This is a genomic window from Flavobacterium sp. (assembly GCF_036515215.1).
GTDB lineage: Bacteria > Bacteroidota > Bacteroidia > Flavobacteriales > Flavobacteriaceae > Flavobacterium.
The window spans coordinates 1-15,370 of the sequence record NZ_DATBVQ010000165.1 but is presented as its reverse complement, the minus strand read 5'-3'; the positions used below and the strand labels follow the sequence as shown (position 1 = coordinate 15,370).

14 protein-coding genes are annotated in these 15,370 nt (G+C 39.9%); 7 read left to right on the top strand and 7 right to left on the bottom strand.

All coding sequences use genetic code 11. The features are described from left to right. On the top strand, positions 1-767 hold a 767-nt coding region (gene pyrF, locus VIH09_RS11210), incomplete at its 5' end, for an orotidine-5'-phosphate decarboxylase (protein WP_331580976.1). A 233-nt stretch (positions 768-1,000) separates the two neighbouring features. After that, positions 1,001-1,813, top strand: a complete 813-nt coding sequence (locus VIH09_RS11205; RefSeq protein ID WP_331580974.1) for a helical backbone metal receptor — start codon at positions 1,001-1,003, stop codon at positions 1,811-1,813. Positions 1,814-1,942: 129 nt separating this feature from the next. On the opposite strand, the gene VIH09_RS11200 is transcribed toward VIH09_RS11205, so the two are convergent. Genes VIH09_RS11200 through VIH09_RS11185 form a run of 4 tightly spaced genes read right to left on the bottom strand, consistent with a single transcriptional unit; the run spans position 1,943 to position 8,154 of the window. Continuing rightward, entirely contained in the window at positions 1,943-4,420 is a 2,478-nt protein-coding gene (locus tag VIH09_RS11200; protein WP_414656155.1) for a TonB-dependent receptor domain-containing protein, read from the bottom strand. After that, entirely contained in the window at positions 4,359-5,717 is a 1,359-nt protein-coding gene (locus VIH09_RS11195) for an HTTM domain-containing protein (RefSeq protein WP_331580972.1), read from the bottom strand. The genes VIH09_RS11200 and VIH09_RS11195 overlap by 62 nt, the downstream gene beginning before the upstream one ends. A 47-nt stretch (positions 5,718-5,764) precedes the next feature. Further along, positions 5,765-6,883 (bottom strand): imelysin family protein, encoded by a 1,119-nt coding sequence (locus VIH09_RS11190; RefSeq protein WP_331580970.1) that lies wholly within the window; start codon positions 6,881-6,883, stop codon positions 5,765-5,767. Positions 6,884-6,942: 59 nt separating this feature from the next. Continuing rightward, the gene (locus tag VIH09_RS11185) at positions 6,943-8,154 is read right to left on the bottom strand and encodes a DUF4856 domain-containing protein (protein ID WP_331580968.1); all 1,212 of its coding nucleotides are present in this window, start codon (positions 8,152-8,154) and stop codon (positions 6,943-6,945) included. Positions 8,155-8,384: 230 nt separating this feature from the next. On the opposite strand from VIH09_RS11185, the gene VIH09_RS11180 reads away from it, so the two are divergent. Beyond that, complete coding sequence (locus VIH09_RS11180; protein WP_331580965.1) at positions 8,385-8,525, top strand: di-heme oxidoredictase family protein; 141 nt, start codon at positions 8,385-8,387, stop codon at positions 8,523-8,525. 114 nt (positions 8,526-8,639) lie between these two features. On the opposite strand, the gene VIH09_RS11175 is transcribed toward VIH09_RS11180, so the two are convergent. Then, the gene (locus VIH09_RS11175; RefSeq protein WP_331580963.1) at positions 8,640-8,786 is read right to left on the bottom strand and encodes a Lacal_2735 family protein; all 147 of its coding nucleotides are present in this window, start codon (positions 8,784-8,786) and stop codon (positions 8,640-8,642) included. Positions 8,787-8,890: 104 nt separating this feature from the next. Here VIH09_RS11175 and VIH09_RS11170 point away from each other — a divergent pair, with 104 nt between their 5' ends. The 3 genes from VIH09_RS11170 to VIH09_RS11160 all read left to right on the top strand — a co-directional run bounded on the left by VIH09_RS11170 (position 8,891) and on the right by VIH09_RS11160 (position 12,193). Then, positions 8,891-9,676, top strand: coding sequence for an alpha/beta hydrolase (locus VIH09_RS11170; RefSeq protein WP_331580961.1), 786 nt, complete (start codon positions 8,891-8,893; stop codon positions 9,674-9,676). Between the two features lie 356 nt (positions 9,677-10,032). Next, on the top strand, positions 10,033-11,520 hold the full coding sequence (locus VIH09_RS11165) for a catalase (RefSeq protein ID WP_331580978.1): 1,488 nt from the start codon (positions 10,033-10,035) through the stop codon (positions 11,518-11,520). 16 nt (positions 11,521-11,536) lie between these two features. After that, positions 11,537-12,193, top strand: coding sequence for a glyoxalase (locus tag VIH09_RS11160; RefSeq protein ID WP_331580959.1), 657 nt, complete (start codon positions 11,537-11,539; stop codon positions 12,191-12,193). A gap of 103 nt (positions 12,194-12,296) precedes the next feature. Here VIH09_RS11160 and purU read toward each other — a convergent pair whose 3' ends face one another. After that, the gene (purU, locus tag VIH09_RS11155) at positions 12,297-13,151 is read right to left on the bottom strand and encodes a formyltetrahydrofolate deformylase (protein ID WP_331580957.1); all 855 of its coding nucleotides are present in this window, start codon (positions 13,149-13,151) and stop codon (positions 12,297-12,299) included. Positions 13,152-13,448: 297 nt separating this feature from the next. Then, the gene (locus tag VIH09_RS11150; protein ID WP_331580955.1) at positions 13,449-14,159 is read right to left on the bottom strand and encodes a DUF4197 domain-containing protein; all 711 of its coding nucleotides are present in this window, start codon (positions 14,157-14,159) and stop codon (positions 13,449-13,451) included. A gap of 290 nt (positions 14,160-14,449) precedes the next feature. Here VIH09_RS11150 and VIH09_RS11145 point away from each other — a divergent pair. After that, positions 14,450-15,370 (top strand): cobalamin-dependent protein (locus VIH09_RS11145; protein WP_331580953.1); only part of this gene is annotated, 921 nt, incomplete at its 3' end.

Genomic DNA, 15,370 nt, shown 5'->3' with positions numbered 1-15,370 from the left:
GCGTAGGACTGGACGTCGATTTGGATAAAATCCCACAGCATTTACTAAAACTGGAAGATCCTATTTTCGAATTCAACAAAGCCATAATCGATGCCACTCATGATTTGGTGGTTTCTTACAAACCCAATACCGCTTTTTATGAAGCCTACGGAATAAAAGGTTGGATGTCATTGCAAAAAACCATTAATTATATCAACGAAAAGTATCCTGATATTTTCACGATTGCGGATGCAAAACGCGGAGATATAGGAAATACGTCTTCGATGTACGCCAAAGCTTTTTTTGAAGATTTAAACTTCGACAGTGTTACCGTTGCCCCTTATATGGGGAAAGATTCGGTGGAACCTTTCTTGGCTTTCGAAAATAAACATACTATTATGTTGGCCTTAACTTCAAACGAAGGCGCATTCGATTTTCAAACGCTGAATGTGGATGGAAAAGAATTGTACAAGCAAGTTTTGGAAACTTCTAAAACCTGGAAAAACAGCGAAAACCTGATGTATGTCGTGGGCGCTACAAAAGCCGAATATTTTGCTGAAATCCGTAAAATTGCGCCAGATAGTTTCTTATTGGTTCCGGGAGTAGGAGCGCAAGGAGGAAGCCTTTCTGAAGTTTGCAAATATGGTATGAATGACAATGTAGGATTGCTTATCAATTCTTCAAGAGGAATAATCTATGCGTCAAACGGAACTGATTTTGCCGAAAAGGCAAGGGGAGAAGCGCTGAAAATGCAACAGGAGATGTCTGAAATATTGTTGAAGGTTTAAAATATAAAAAAAGTTTCACGTTTAAAGTTTCAGGTTTTCAGGTTTGTCCGTAAATTTTTTTAAGATGAATTTGCGCTTTGCGATAAAATCTTAGCGCATTTTTAGTCAAATCATGAAACGTTAAACCTGAAACCTAAAATTTCGCGACCTTTGCGTAAATCTTTGCTCACTTTGCGGTTAAACATTAAACCTGAAACAAAAGCTTAGCGGTTAAACCTTAAACTTTTCAAAACTTGAAACAAAAAACCTTAATCGATCAACTCGGGACTTCCCATACTTTTGAAACTGCGCCAAAAAGAATCGTTTCGCTGGTTCCCTCGCAAACGGAACTGCTGTTTGATTTGGGCCAGGAGGCTAAAATAGTGGGGATAACCAAATTCTGCGTACATCCCTATCATTTCAAGTCGACCAAAAAAATCGTCGGCGGCACCAAGAAAGTGCATTACGAAAAAATCCGCCTGCTCGAGCCGGACCTTATCATTTGCAACAAGGAAGAGAACACCCAAGAGATCGTTGAGAAATTGGGCGAAATATGCCCGGTTTGGGTGACCAATATCATCACGATTGAGGACAATTTCCGGATGATATCTGACTTTGGCCAACTTTTAAATTGCAGAACTGAGGCCCAAAAATGGAACGACAAATTGGCTTTTGCCTTGAGCGATTTCAAAAATTTCGTAAAAGACATTCCCGTGAGGACCGCTGCCTATTTTATTTGGAAAAACCCATATATGGCCGCTGGATCGGACAACTTCATAAACGAGTTACTGAAACTGAACCACTTTAAAAACATATACGACAACAAAGGGCGATACCCCGAAGTGGAACTCGAAAAATTAAGGCTGGAGGGAAACCCGGAGCTGATATTCCTTTCATCGGAACCGTTTCCTTTTAAGAAAGAGGATGGCTATGAGATCAGTAATTTTACGGACAAAGCACAAACGGTCTTAGTTGACGGGGAAATGTTTTCCTGGTACGGAAGCCGATTGCTAAAGGCATTTGAATACTTTAAAATGCTGCATCATAATTTAGGGAAGCAGTTTTGATGCTTTCGATAAAGTGAGGCTGTGATTCTATCGTAAATAAAAAAACATTTAGAAATTAAGAAAGATTAAGACTAATGCTTAATGAAACTTAATTCCTAAATGGTTTTCAATTTTAGAATGTTTTGTTCTTTAAAACACTAATTCTAAAGTAGTGTAAAAAGTTCTATTGTCAGAAGGGATTATTCCGGGTCCTGGATATCCAGTGGCTCTGCGTGTAAAATAGCTGTTGTTTGTAAAGTTAGTCACGCCAGCTTCCAGTTTCCATTTTTTCCATTTGTAAGAAGCGGAAAAATCGGCTACGTAATAGGCCGGAATTTCACCAAAGATCCCGTAAGTGTTGTCGTTGACGTCTGTTTTGCTATTGTTGGCTTCCGTAAATTGGGAAGACACATAGGTGAACTGTAAACTGGTCATGAAATTCTTATAGCCAATCCCAGTCCCAGTTTTGATGTTGAAAAGGGGTACGAATTCCACTTTGTTTCCCTCAATATTTGGAGCGTCAGATTTTAGATATTGGGAATCCGTTAGGGCAATATTAGAAAAGGCATTCCAGATGAAATTATCATTGTCTTGGAAAAATGTTTTACTCAAGCTCCAGTCAAACATGGTTTCGAAACCGTAAGTGACGGCCGTCCCTATATTAGAGCGGTAGCGAACAACCGCTGCAGACCCGTTTGGATTGCGGGTCTCATATTCCCCAATTTTATCGTTGTAATACAAACCGTAAATGCTTGCGTCAAAAGTCACCTTGTTTCCCAACTGCCCACGTATTCCAATATCAGAAGTGAACCCTTTTTCGTCAGAAATATTGCTGTCAATCACCTGACTTGGGCTTACGGTACGGATATCATTAAAGGTAACGGAACGGTAGTTTTGGGAGATGTTTCCGTAGAATTCAATTTGGTTTTGGGGTTTATAGCTCAATCCAACACCCAGCAATACAAAATCCCTGTCTTTTATGTTGTTCTCAAATTGCTCGTCATCCAGAATTACATTTCCGGCTAAATCAAGATTTATTTTTCGGAACGAACCTTCGGCCTGTGTCCTTATTTTTTCGAATCGGAAACCTGGGGTAATGGAGAAGTTAGACGTTATTTTGAAAATATTCTCCCCAAAAACAGATAAATTCAAGTTGGGGAAAGTGTAATTGGATTGGTTGGCGTAATAAGGGAATTCAGCGTCTGCAAGCTTGAAATTAGCGTCACTTCCTGCGCTTCCGGGCCCTTGGATTCCCGTGTTTCTGGATTGGTAATATTTGGCTCCAATCAAAAACGCACTTCTGTTTTCCCTGATGGAATAGCGTTTTAAGTATCGGGCTTCCGCGCCCCAGTTCACAAAATCGCCAACTATTAAATCCCGCACCGTTCCTTCGGGATCTGGGCTCGAAACACGGTTAGAACGATAACCCACCGCTTTTCTGCTAGCATCCAAACCAAATAGTTGTAAGGAGAAATCGGCATCGTTGTTGAACTTGTGCTCCAATTTTAGGGCAAACAAATTCCAGTCTACGGCAAACCAGTTTCTGCTTCGGTTGCTTTGTGTCGGGTTTTCATTGAACATTGCATCCGTCAAACCACCTGCTTGTTGGGCCAGGTAATTGAAGTAGGTGTAGTCAAAATGAATGGCCGTTTTATCATTGAATTTGTAATTCAAATTGGCAAAATAGTTTTTACTTTCAAAATCTGAATTGGGTCTGAAACCATTTCCTTGTTTGTAATTATAGAACGTATAATAGCTGAACTTGTCCTTGGTTCCGCTCAAGGAGGTGAAGTTGGTAAACAAACCGTAAGATCCGAGGGTGGTCCTGGTCATTAGTTCAATCGGTTTTTGGCTTGGTGTTTTTGTTTTGAAGTTCACCAAACCACCAAACTGGGTTCCGTATTGCAGCGAGGCCGCACCGCGAATCACTTGGATTTCTTCCAATGCTTCGGTAGGGGTAGCGTAGTAACTTTCGGGGTAGCCCAACACGTCAGCGCTGATGTCGTAGCCGTTTTGACGTGTGTTGAAATTCGAAGTTCGGTTGGGGTCTAATCCACGACCGCCAATGCTTAGCTGCAAACCACCATCGGAACTTTCGTTGATTGTAAGCCCAACCACTTGCGCAAATATCTGACGGGCATTATTTGCCGCCTTGTTAGCCGTTAATTTGTCTACTGCAACTACCTCTGTTTTCTTTCCGGCATAAATCGCCGTTCCCTCTATGTCTTTTAGCTTATGGAGCGCAAATAGCTTTTCGTTTTGCTTTCTGATGATCACCTCTGTCAGCTCGTTTATTTTATTTAAAACGACGGTTATTTTGCTTCCCGTAGTGATGCTGTTTTGTTCTACAATGGCATATCCTTCTTTATAGAATACAAAATCAAAACTGGCTGATTTTTTCTCATTGATTTCAAATTCGCCATTTTTGTCTGTAAACGTTTTTGCATTTGTTGACTTGTTGAATATTTCTACCCTATCCAATTTTTTACCGTTAGCATCAGTTATCACTCCCGAAATTTTGTTTTGGGCGAAGCTAATCAGAGGCAACAGTAAAAGTATAAATAGTCTAAAACCCTTTAATCTCGTCATTGAAGGGTAGTATCCAGGTTTTGTGTTTGAAACTTTCATTTTCTTTGGCTAAATTTATTTTTGAATCTATATATTTCTGGCTTAATCGTCCGTTGAGCGCTACGTAGCTTTCTACATAAACTTCAGGATCAGTAAGGCCCTGCTGTAGGTAATAATCGTGCAGATAATGGGCGTATTCCACAATGAAATCAGGTTGAAAAGCCATTTGTTTTTCTTGAAAGGGGGTCAGAAAACGGCTGTTGTTCACAACGATTTCTTTTTTGCTCAGCGCATCTTTAACGGTAAAAGTTGCGTAGCCGGCTTTTTCCATCAGCATCACGCGCCATGAGAAACGGAAGCCTTCCTCTGTCCAGAACAATTCATTGGGATAGCAGAGATACCTGAAAGGGAACAGCAGTTGGAAGGCCACAAAACAGCTGATGAAAGCCAGTTTTGCTTTATAAGCCATGCTGAAATTTTTTGCTTTTACTTTGCCGTTTTCAAACAAAATAATACTGCTCGAGAATATTTTGGCGATATGGCTTAAAACCTTTTTGTGGAAACTGGCATCAAAGAAAATCAAGGTGCTGATTATCATTACGTATGGAAAGACACCTATTGGGAATAATATTTTAGTTAAGATGTGAAACACCACAACTAAAATAAAACCGAATAGTCGGGTTCTTTTGTAAAGCAATAAAAACACGATTCCGAGATCGTAAATGGCTCCGGTCCAACTGAAGGCATAATGTACCCAATTTTGATTTAAAAGGGACCCTATCAAAGGAAGATTGGAATTATTGGGCAACCATATTTTAAGTGGCATTGCTTCGATGAGCCAATCGGAATTCAGCTTTGCAAGTCCAGCGTAAAAATAGACGATGGCCAATAATAATTTGAGAATATCGATGTTCCAACTCGGTATTTTTGCAAAACGCAATTTTTCATTTTTATAGGCATCAACAGAAAAATAGCAGTTTGCGGGTAAAAACAATAATACAAAACTGATTATGGAGATGAAATAGTAATGATTGAGATAGGTGGTTTTATCCATTAGCTCGATATAGGTAAAACTCAAGAAAAAAGTGAGAATTGCCCATTTGTATTTGTATCCAATAGCCACAAATAGCGCAGCGGCACCACAGATTAAGAATACAATATAAGTATAACTGCCAATAGGTTTAATCCATTCAAAACCGTAATAGGTAAAATGAAAATCTGGGCTGATATAAAATTTCTTGATCCAACCGTAACTGGCAAAACGAATCAAACTCAATAGCATCATTAAACCAAACGCTAGCCTATAGAAGGCTAGCGTTGCGGCTGAAGTATATTGTTTGAAATAATTTTGAATCATTACAGTAGGTGCATTTGTGGATTAGTCTTTTTAGCTTTTATACTAAATTAATCCCCATCTCCATCAACATAGTCGATAGTAATGTTTAGCGCTTGCATCATATCCAGTTTCATGTACACCACATTTTGTTGCAATGCATCATAGGCAGCAAGCATCTTGGAATTATCACTATTAATCTGGTTTGAAAAACTAGCGTTTAATGCCGCGTTTGCAGTAAGGCTTGCAGTAAACTGATTGTCAACGATAGTGCTAAGTTGTTGCCCGCTGCGAACTGCTTTAACATAGTCTAGATATGATTTTAAACCTTCGCCAGTTGTAGCGCTGTTGAAATGCTTTCCATTAAAGAAATCTTGTGACGCTTGGACAGCGGTATTCAATAAATCTTTTGAAACATCATTTTTATAATAAGCCTCTACTTTTTCTGGGAATTTCACCCCACCTGAGAAAACACCTGCTGGAATTCCTAGTTTTCCAGAACGTACATTTTTCTCTAAATTTTTCACGAAATTATTAGTCGTAACATTTACAGAACTACTTACAGAAGTACCGCTATTAGCAATATATGTAGCCCTGTATCCAGAGTTCCAATCTGCCAAAACGGCATCTGCAGTTGCTTGTAATCGAGTAACCACATCAGTTAAGTACTTCTGGTAGTTGGCTGCATTTGCATTGGTGCTATAATAGCTAACAATTGAAGCGTCTGTAGTCCCTAATCCGTTAATCAAATAATCCAAAGCTGGGAACCCCTGCTTGTCCAATTGGGACAGCAAAGTTAGGTCGTAGCCTCCAACTGAAATATTGGCGTCAATGCCGGCAGCATTTGTCGGATACGTATTCGCGCTTTCTTTTAAATTTATTTCTTCTGATTTTCCGAAACTATAAATAGCAACGTATTGATATGCTTTGTACGCTTCCAACCAAGAAGTTCTTACGGTTAACAAGTTGGCTTCTGATGGTGATGCGTTAAAAGCAGTGATGTTTGTCGCTACTACTTTTATTTTAGCTTGGTAATTTACATAACTAGGAATGATGATGTTATCAGCCCAGTTTGTTAAAAGTAATTTACGGTCATAGTTACTACCCCCTGTTGTATCTCCATTATCGTCACTTGATGAGCAAGCCACAATAGTAACTAAGGCACTAAAAAGTATAAATAGTTTCTTCATGTTAATTTCTTTTTTGCAAAAATACAAAAGCAAATGTACTTATCTGTATTTATTCTAAATTAATTTACCGTAGCGGCCTGTGCGATTGTGAAGCCAAATTTTGCGGATATTTGAGCCGAGATGGCATCTAATTTTGCCCCTAAAGTATCTATGTCCCATAAACCATTTGTTCCACTGACCATATTGGCAAGCATTGCATCCACTTCTGATTTTGAAAAATAAGGACTATTTGTGGCTGGATTGTTTGTGTATCTTAAAGAAATGATGAATCCGTATGCTTCAGAAAGGGCATGAAATCCTTTAGCTCCATTGTCAGTTACTAATTTCCCTTTTCCTTCTTGAAGATAAAATACAGCTCTTACCGCTGGAACCATAGCCAGTTTAGCTTTGATGATGTCAATTTGTGCATCACGAGTAGCGTAATCGTTGGCTACTATTGCAGCTCTACCTTTACGGAAAGCCAAATCGATATCAGCTTTTAACGTATTAAAATCGGCATCGGCATTCACTTGGCTCATGTAGCTGCTCCAGAATTTTGTTCCATCTGCACCATAAATATAACCGTAGGCTTCATCCCAAGTGTGTTCCATGGTCGTGTAGGTTTTGCTTCCCTCTACAACTTTATTGGTATTGTTTATTTTATTACTTCCTCCATCTAATTTGTTTTTGCTTAAGTAATTGTTGACTATTTGATCCATGAAACATGCTCCCATCATACCTTTTAAAAGGACTTGTTGAGGCTCTAAACCATTAGCTGCAAATAATCTTTTGCTCGTTCCGTCTAAATAGGCACCTGCCACTCCTGCTGCCGCATTCGTTCCTAAACTTGCTTCTTGCGCCAACGTCAATTGTGTTTCGAAAAATGCTTGTACGCTTAATTTTTCAGTAGTGGTTCCTCCACCTAAGTAAAGTTCGAAATAATCTTTTGAAGCTGCAGTTTTGTCTTTTAGTTGTTTTCCGGAAGTATTCAGGACGGCACTTGAAAAAGGGCTGTTTGTATTGGAATACATGTTAGTCAAAACTGATTGATCAGCTACAGTTCCATTTGAGGCGGCAGTTTTTATGATATTCCCCATTTCTTCCAGCATAAGTAATCGGCTGCTCTGTCCTGAAAAATCAACAGTTGTGGTGCTATTTCTTTCAAAGGTATAGGTTGCGGGAACGCTGTAGTTAGGAGTCTCTTCCCCAGTTGGGCTGTCGTCATTAGTGCAAGAAATGATCGATAATGATGCAATCGATAGTGCGGTAAAAATCAGTTTTGAATATTTCATGATGGTTATTAAGATTAAATAAAAATAATTTCCGCAAAGGTAGAACTCAATTTATTATAAGCAAATTTTTGTTTAGATTATTTCTAAATAATATATTATATGACTGATTGGTAGTGTTTTACGTGTATTTTTTTGCGGGGATGTGCTATTGGAACACCAGTGCGTTCGTTTTTTGTTTAAAGGATTTTTAGTAAATAAGTACTTTTAAATCAGTGTTTTGTGCCAATTTAATGAACGAAGATACAGATCGAAATGTAACCGAAGCCATTTTGTGGCATGCTGGAGAAGATGAAAAAGCTAAAGACAGCTTTAAAGAATTTGCAACCGTTCAAAAAAAAAATCAATTGTTAGAATTTATTAAACCACTTTAATTTTTCGGAGCTCTACGGACTTTTAAACCCATTATACAAACAAAAAAGGATTCTGTTTCCGAAATCCCTTTTTTGTATGCAAATAGTTTTAAATGGCATAATAAATTTATCGTATCAAGATTCGCATTCCTCAAGGGTTAGTTCCTGTTCCGGAATTTCGTTTTTGGAGTCAGCGTCGACGTTAAAGGCCGTTTCAGCTAATCTTTTATATTCCTCCTGGAGTTTTTCAATTTCATTTTTCTCTTTCAATAAACCAATCATAATTTGTAATTTTTTTGCAAATTTACGGTTTACAATCATAAAATCAATATTATAATTTGTTAAGATTGGAATTTGAAATTTAAGTTCTATTTTTGCGAAAAAAAGTGATTAATTATACGATTTACGAAAATCCGAATACCAATCAATGGGTAACTTTTGTGCACGGGGCAGGTGGCAGCTCGTCTATCTGGTTCAAACAAATCAGGGATTTTCAAAAACAGTATAATGTCTTATTGCTGGACTTGCGCGGTCATGGTGAATCTAAAACCACCTTAAAAACAGCCTTCAAACAGAAATATACCTTTTCAGCTTTGGCCAACGATATCCTCGAAGTTTTGGATTTCCTTGCAATCCAGAAATCGCATTTTGTGGGTATTTCGATGGGGACAATACTGATCAGACAATTGGCTGAGATGCATCCGAACAGGGTGCAAAGCATGATCCTTGGCGGTGCCATCCTGAAAATGAATTTCCGCTCTCAAATATTGATGCGCTTGGGCAACATGTTCAAATATGTATTGCCTTATTTGATTCTGTACAAGCTCTTCGCCTTCGTAATCATGCCCAAAAAAAGTCACAAACAATCCCGATTGCTTTTTATAAATGAGGCCAAAAAATTATACCAGAAAGAATTCATCAAATGGTTTAAGCTCACAGCCGAGATTAATCCTGTCCTCAAATGGTTTCGTCAGGTAGAATTGAATATTCCGACGCTATATGTTATGGGTGAGGAGGATTATATGTTTTTACCGTCGGTTAGAGTTGTGGTCGCGAACCACTACAAGTCCTCTAAATTATTTGTGATCGAAAAATGTGGTCATGTGGTCAATGTGGAACAACCCAATACTTTCAATACCGCGGTTCTTTCCTTTATAAATACGGCCCAATAAAAAATGCCGGCATCCTAAAATGCCGGCAGTTCTTTAACTAACCAAAACCAAATAATAAATAACCAATTTATTACACTGCAAAGATGATATATATATCCGTTTGTGTCTGTTAAGATTTTGTTATTAGTTTGTTGTATATAAGTTAAGTTTTTTAACTTTAATACTTCAACCGCGTTTTCTTTGTCTGTTGTAATTCAGGTATTTAAGACGGAATGTTTCCCCCGAATTTTCATTTTCATCCTACATATTTATTAGGCAAGGACCAGCTATTGTTAGTCTTTAAGCATAAAAGAAGCATTTTTAGTTATACGGAATAACGTGCAAATTTTTTATCTAAATCTTTAAATTTTTCAATGATGAAATTACATAAAAAGCTGACTACTGCATCGGGTAGACCTTATGTAGAAAATGAAAATTCACAATCCGTGGGTGTGCGCGGACCTCTATTGTTGCAGGACTATATTCTTCATGAGAAAATGGCCCATTTCAATAGGGAACGGATTCCGGAAAGGGTGGTGCACGCGAAAGGATCGGGTGCCTTCGGGACATTTACCGTAACGCATGACATCACCAAATACACCAAGGCCAAAATGTTTTCCGAAATCGGCAAAGAAACCAAAGTATTGCTCAGGTTTTCAACCGTAGGGGGAGAAAAGGGATCTGCAGATACCGAAAGGGACCCCAGGGGTTTTGCGATGAAATTTTATACCGAAGACGGCAATTGGGATCTTGTGGGTAACAATACCCCCGTTTTTTTCGTTAAAGACGGCAAAAAGTTCGGGGATTTTATTCACACCCAAAAAAGGGACCCCCATACCAACATGAAATCACCAACGATGATGTGGGATTTCTGGTCGCTAAATCCGGAGAGCATACATCAGGTTCTGATATTGATGTCCGATAGGGGAACTCCTTACGGATACCGCCACATGAACGGCTACGGAAGCCATACCTATTCGATGCTCGACTCGGCCAATCAGCGCACTTACGTGAAATTTCATTTTAAAACGGCGCAAGGAATCCGGAATTTCACCAACGAGGAAGCGGCGCAAATGAAAGCGCGGGACATGGACTTTTCCCAACGCGATCTGATGGAAAATATAGATGCGGGAAATTTTCCGCAATGGAATTTGAAAATCCAGGTAATGACCGAAGAATTTGCCAACAGCCTAGATTATTACCTTAATCCGTTCGATTTGACCAAGGTTTGGCCCCACGGAGATTATCCGTTGATTGACGTGGGCGTTTTGGAACTGAATCAGAATCCCCACAATTATTTTCAGGATATCGAGCAAGCGGCTTTCGCGCCTGCACACATCGTCGACGGGATTGGCTATTCACCGGACAAGATGCTACAAGGCCGCTTGTTGTCCTATCCCGATGCACATCGCTACCGTTTGGGGACCAATTACGAACAAATCCCGGTAAACAGATGCCCTTTTGCAACCAACAATTACCAACGAGACGGACAAATGCGTGTTGACGGCAACGGCGGGGAAAAGCCGAACTATTTCCCGAACAGTTTTGATGACATACAAATCGACCAAGCATACAAAGAACCTCCTTTAGAAGTCAACAGCCATTTTGCCGATTGGTACGATCGGAATTGCGAAGGGGAGAACGACCATTTCTCCCAACCGGGAAATCTATTTAAAATCATGACAGCAGAACAGCAACAAAACACCATACATAATATAGTGAGTCATATGTCGGGTATTGAAGGCCCCAAAAAGAACGAAATCGTCAACCGACAATTGAGCCACTGGTACAGAGTCGACGGGCGTCTAGGGGCGGGCATTGCCGACGGATTGGGGGTTGAGGTGGTTATGGAGAAATTGGAGTAATTTTTTGTTAAAACAAATGGAAATTCTGGAAATCGAATTATTGACTAACGACATCGAGGGAACGTTTGGCTTCTACGCCGAAATGTTGGGACTGCAAATCATTTCCCGAAATAAGGACTGGGTTTCTTTTGCCGCAGGCGCCACAAAATTGACTTTCCGATATTCGAAAACCGAAAAACCGATCTACCATTTCGCTTTTGACATACCGAACAATCAGCTTTTGGAGGCATTTGCATGGGTGGAAAGCCGAACGGAAATTTTGGAAGTCATTCCGAATGATAAGATTGCCGATTTTCGCAATTGGAACGCCAAGTCGTTTTATTTTTATGACAACAACGGAAACATTTTGGAATGTATCGCCCGTTTTAACTTGGAAAACAAATCGGAAAAACCGTTTGATGGCGCTTCCATTGTCTCGATCAGCGAAATAGGTTTTGTGGCTAAAGACGTTTCGAAGCTTTGCGATGAACTTGTCGATAAATACGGACTACCGGTTTTTTCGATGCAACCCAAACTGGATAAATTCATTGTTTTGGGAACCGAATCGGGACTCTTTATACTTGCAGCGGAAGGGAAAGACTGGTATCCCACAAAAATAAAAGCTAAGTCGTTCTGGAGCAAGGTCGTATTTTCGATTAACGGAAAAACGCAAGAAATTGAAGTTATGGCTTGAAAAGTTGACGCAAAAAAAATCCCCATCAAAAATGAGGATTTTTTTGTGCAACAGTTCTATCCGGTTTCATTTGCTCCCTTCGGAAAGGGCAGCGGTGTGGAAATTAATAAAATACCACCGTTTTGTTTGAGTAAACCATCACTTTCCTGTCTGCATGCAGTTTTATGGCCCTTGCCAAAACAAGTCGTTCGAGATCCCTTCCCTTCATGATGAAATCCTCGACGGAATTGATATGTGAAACCCGGGCAATGTCCTGATCGATAATCGGTCCCTCGTCCAGTTCTTCGGTAACATAATGGCTGGTCGCCCCTATGATTTTTACTCCTCTTTTGAAAGCGGAATGGTAGGGTTTGGCTCCGGGAAATGCGGGCAAAAAGGAGTGGTGAATATTGATGATTTTATTTTCATAGAGCGAAATCAGTCGCGGTGTTACGATTTGCATATAGCGAGCCAGAACGATAAAGTTGATTTCGTGTTTTTTCAACAATTCGATTTGTTGTTGTTCCCCCTCGATCTTATTGTCTTTAGTAAACGGCACATGGTAAAAAGGGATGTCAAACTGGTCGGCAATTGGTTTCAAGTCCAAGTGGTTGCTGATGATCAGTGGAATTTCAACATTCAATTCCCCGGCACTGTATCGTCCCAGAATGTCATACAGACAATGATTGTATTTCGAGACGAACAAGGCCATTTTTGGTTTTACTTCTTTGTTGTATAGGTCCCACGACATTTTGAAGTCACGCGCGATGGTTTGCTGAAAATCGGATTTGATGGATGCAAAACTGATTGAAGGATTGGTTAGTTCGCCTTCCATCCGCATAAAGAACACATTCTGCTCCAGATCGACATGCTGGTCTAGGTAGGTGATGTTCCCTTCTACCTTTACCATAAAATTGGTCACGGCGGCGATAATGCCTTTTTGGTCTTCGCAATGGATAAGGAGAGTGATTTTCTGCATAGTAATGGTTCGTTTCCGAATCGCCGAAGCGCATCGTATTAAATTCTTATTCCAATATCGCCGCTTGTAATGCGGGTCATAATAGAATCCAAAACTAAACCAATTTTTGAAAAGCAAACAAAAAAAGGATGTTTTAAATTTAGCGTTAACCTATTTTTTTGTGTAATTACCCAAAAGGTTAAGCGAGCTTTAACGGGAAGAAATAAAAAAATCACATCGGCAACAATTTTTAAATTCAAATTGTTGCCGATGTGATTTTCAGGGATACTATTAATAGACTTGGAACTGCTCAGTTGATTAAATCTTCTTGTCTTGCAAGGCAAAAACTCTCTGAAGCAAAACAGAAGTTCTGGCGCTCAGGTCCGTTCTGATGTTTTTTTCTTCAACAGCCACCATTTTAAATACGCCGTTAAGTGCCTGATTGGTAATATAATCGGTCAAATTGGGGTTTACTTTATTGACTAACGGAATGCTATTGTATTTGGTGATGATGTTTGTCCAAACTTTATCTGCCCCCACCTTAGTGAATGAATTTTTGATTACGGGATTGAATTTTCCGTACAAGGCAGTCGAAGTGCTGTTTTGTAAATAACTGGTGGCTGAACTCTCATTTCCCATCAGGATTCCTTTTGCATCAGCAAAACTCATGTTTCTCACGGCATCCACAAATATAGGAGTCGCTTCTTTCACCGCATCTTCGGCAGCGCGATTCAGCACTTTCAGGCCTTCGTCCGCCAACGAGCTCAATCCAACGCTTCTCAAACCGGCATCCACTTTTCTCAACTCTTCGGGCAATAAAATCTTTACGGCTTCATTCCTATAAAAACCGTCCGTCGCAGTCAATTTAGTTACCTGTTTTGAAATCCCGTTATTCAGCGCCTCTTTTAGGCCTCCCGAAATGTCGACCATTCCCAATTCACCAGTTTGTGGAAACTGATTCATAACTTGTTGCATTTCAGCGCAACCAAAAAGGGAAAATACCGCTGTTAAAATTAAAAATTTTTTCATGTTTATTGTTTTATGGGTTACTTCGGGCTGTCCGTCTTGAAGCTCGAGTCAAAAATACCACTTAATTCAAAAACAACGCCATTTATTTTCAGGAGCACAAAATTTGCCCTTTATCAGGAATAGTTGTCCCGCTGTCCGCTTTATCCATCCCGTTGAAAAACGGAATGGGATGTCACTCCCATCGGGGCTAATTAGGAAGTTTTTGCTTTTTTATCAACATCTGCGAGGAACGTCAAGCAATCAGTAAAAAAATTTGTAAATTGCGGCATTAAAATTATCATATTCTCAAAATGAAACCACAAACACCGTATATCCCTAAGAATAAAGTAAGAATTGTTACTGCAGCCTCCCTTTTTGACGGTCACGATGCAGCCATAAACATAATGAGAAGAATTATCCAAGCCACAGGTGTTGAGGTAATTCATCTAGGCCACGACAGAAGTGTTGAAGAAGTGGTTAATACGGCCATTCAAGAAGACGCTAACGCAATTGCGTTGACTTCTTATCAAGGAGGCCATAACGAGTACTTCAAATATATGTACGACTTGCTTCAAGAAAAAGGGGCGGGCCACATCAAGATTTTTGGCGGCGGAGGCGGAGTTATTTTGCCTTCGGAAATCGCCGAATTGCAAGACTATGGAATCACTCGTATATATGCGCCTGATGACGGTCGTTCAATGGGACTACAAGGAATGATAAATGACTTGGTGGAACGTTCTGATTTTCCTACCGGAAATAAACTGACGGATGAAGTAAGCCAATTGGAGTCCAAAAACCCAACGGCAATCGCCAGAATCATTTCTGCGGCAGAGAATTATCCGGAAATCGCGAAACCGGCAATGGACGCCATCCGCAAAATGAACGAAAACTGCAAAACGCCGGTTCTGGGAATCACGGGAACTGGAGGATCTGGTAAATCTTCGTTGGTGGATGAATTGGTTCGTCGTTTTCTGGTCGATTTCCCTGAGAAAACCATTGGGTTGATCTCCGTAGATCCGTCCAAACGCAAAACGGGAGGAGCGCTTTTAGGAGACAGAATCCGCATGAACGCCATCAACAACCCTAGAGTTTACATGCGCTCATTGGCAACGCGCCAATCTAATTTGGCTTTGTCAAAATATGTTGCCGATGCGATTCAGGTTATCAAGGCAGCAAAATACGATATCATAATCCTCGAAACTTCAGGAATAGGTCAGTCCGATACGGAAATC

Coding starts and splice junctions, on each gene's coding strand:
- VIH09_RS11200 (WP_414656155.1), bottom strand. CDS start 4,420: ATGAAAGTTTCAAACACAAAACCTGGATACTACCCTTCAATGACGAGA.
- VIH09_RS11195 (WP_331580972.1), bottom strand. CDS start 5,717: ATGATTCAAAATTATTTCAAACAATATACTTCAGCCGCAACGCTAGCC.
- VIH09_RS11190 (WP_331580970.1), bottom strand. CDS start 6,883: ATGAAGAAACTATTTATACTTTTTAGTGCCTTAGTTACTATTGTGGCT.
- VIH09_RS11185 (WP_331580968.1), bottom strand. CDS start 8,154: ATGAAATATTCAAAACTGATTTTTACCGCACTATCGATTGCATCATTA.
- VIH09_RS11180 (WP_331580965.1), top strand. CDS start 8,385: ATGAACGAAGATACAGATCGAAATGTAACCGAAGCCATTTTGTGGCAT.
- VIH09_RS11175 (WP_331580963.1), bottom strand. CDS start 8,786: ATGATTGGTTTATTGAAAGAGAAAAATGAAATTGAAAAACTCCAGGAG.
- VIH09_RS11165 (WP_331580978.1), top strand. CDS start 10,033: ATGAAATTACATAAAAAGCTGACTACTGCATCGGGTAGACCTTATGTA.
- VIH09_RS11160 (WP_331580959.1), top strand. CDS start 11,537: ATGGAAATTCTGGAAATCGAATTATTGACTAACGACATCGAGGGAACG.
- purU (WP_331580957.1), bottom strand. CDS start 13,151: ATGCAGAAAATCACTCTCCTTATCCATTGCGAAGACCAAAAAGGCATT.
- VIH09_RS11150 (WP_331580955.1), bottom strand. CDS start 14,159: ATGAAAAAATTTTTAATTTTAACAGCGGTATTTTCCCTTTTTGGTTGC.